The 1,897-nt window shown below is 57.1% G+C and carries 1 protein-coding gene; it reads right to left on the bottom strand.

What is annotated here, in order from left to right:
* Window positions 1-1,897, bottom strand: a 1,897-nt coding sequence (locus KDL09_RS02045; RefSeq protein ID WP_294380817.1) for an efflux RND transporter permease subunit, incomplete at both ends; no start/stop codon positions are given.

Genomic DNA, 1,897 nt, shown 5'->3' with positions numbered 1-1,897 from the left:
GGTAAACAAACATCAGCACGACAATAAAAATGTAGATGGCTTCGTTTCCTCGTCCTACCTCGTCGTAGGAGAGTCCGGCCCAGCCGATTTCATAGCCGCGCGGCAAAACTTGCTCCGCCACTTCCTGAATCGCCCGGATGGCGTCGCCACTGCTGTAACCCTCGGCCGGCGCCCCCTGAATCGAAGGTGCAGGATACGCGTTGTAACGGGTGATCTCGTTCAGCCCCACAGTCTCCTTCACCTTCATGAATTCAGAATACGGCACCATCTCGCCGCGGTCGTTTCCAACATAGAAATCCTGAAGGTTCTTCGGCATCTCCCGGTACTTGGGATCGGCCTGCACATACAGTTTGAAGAAGCGGCCGAACTTGATGAATCCCTGCTCATAGGTGCTGCCGATGAGGATGCCAAGGTTGTCCATGGCCCGCTTGATGGTGATCCCCTTCTGCATCGCCATCTTGTTGTCGATGATGAGTTCCTGTTGAGGGTAATTGGCGCTGAAGAAGGTGAAGAGACCACGCAGTTCCTTGCGCTTATGAAGCGCCTCCATGAACTGGTCATTCACCACCTGCAGCCGTTCGTAGTCTCCCGTGTTGGTCTTGTCCTGCAGCCTGAGCGAGAACCCGCCTGCCGCACCGTAACCGGGAACCGCCGGAGGTTCGTAGAATTCAACCGTCACGCCCGCAAGCTCCCGGCATTTTTCCTTGAGCTTCGTGATGATCTGCGGCGCGGTCAGTTTGCGGTCCGACCAGTTCTTGAGATTGATCAGGCAGGTGCCGGCGTTCGAACCTCGCCCTTCAGTGAGCACTTCGTAGCCTGCGAGCGACGACACCGATGAAACTCCGTCAACGGTCTTGGCCACATCTCTCAACTCGCACGATTTCTCATACGTTCGTTCCAGCGTCGAACCGGGGGGCGTCTGGATGATGGCATAAATCATCCCCTGATCCTCGGCCGGAATGAAACCGGCAGGCAGTTGCCTGTTGATGACGTAGATCGCGGTGGCGGCCATCCCAAGAATGCCAAACGTCAGGATCCGGCGGCGAACGATCAACTTCAGCAGCCTGACATAGACATTCGTCACCCTGTCAAAACCGCGATTAAAGTAGCCCAGCAGCCAGGCGATGGGGCCATGCCTATGATGGTGATCCTGATCGGGCTTTTTCAGGATCATCGCGCACAGCACCGGCGTGAGCGTGAGCGCCATGACGCCGGAAAGCACGATGGCAACCTCCATCGTTATCGAGAACTGCCGGTAAAAGACGCCCACCGGACCGCTCATGAAGGTCACCGGCACAAACACGGCCGTCATGACCAGCGTGATCGCGATGACGGCGCCGGCGATTTCGTTGATCACTTTCTGCGTCGCTTCAAAAGGAGGCAGTCCCGGCAGGCCGGTGTCATGCATCTTCGCATGCACGGCCTCCACCACCACAATGGCATTGTCCACCACGATGCCGATGGCCAGCACCAGTGCGAAGAGCGTGATCAGATTAATGGTCACGCCGAAGATCTGCATGAAAAAGAACGCGCCAATCAGCGACACCGGCACCGCCAGGGTCGGAATGAGTGTGGAGCGCCAGTCCCCCAGGAACACGAACACAACCAGCGCCACCAGCACAAAAGCCTCCACCAGCGTGTGGAGCACCTTGTCGATGGAAGCGTCAAGGAAGTTGGACACGTCGTAACTGATCTCGTAATCCATCCCCGGCGGAAACAGCTTCTTCTTGGACTCAATCAGCTTTGCTTTGATCGCTTTGATGACCTCGCTGGCGTTGCTGCCGTAGCTCTGCTTGATCACGATGGCGGCGGAGGGAAACCCGTCGAGCTCCGAGTAAAGGTCGTAGAACTCGCTTCCCAGTTCCACCGTGGCGACATCCTTCAGGCGCAGCTGTTC

Origin of the sequence: Prosthecobacter sp. (assembly GCF_020439865.1) — a bacterium.
Classification (GTDB): Bacteria; Verrucomicrobiota; Verrucomicrobiia; order Verrucomicrobiales; family Verrucomicrobiaceae; genus Prosthecobacter.
The sequence above is the reverse complement of the archived record's forward strand: the minus strand, read 5'-3'. Positions and strand labels throughout refer to the sequence as shown.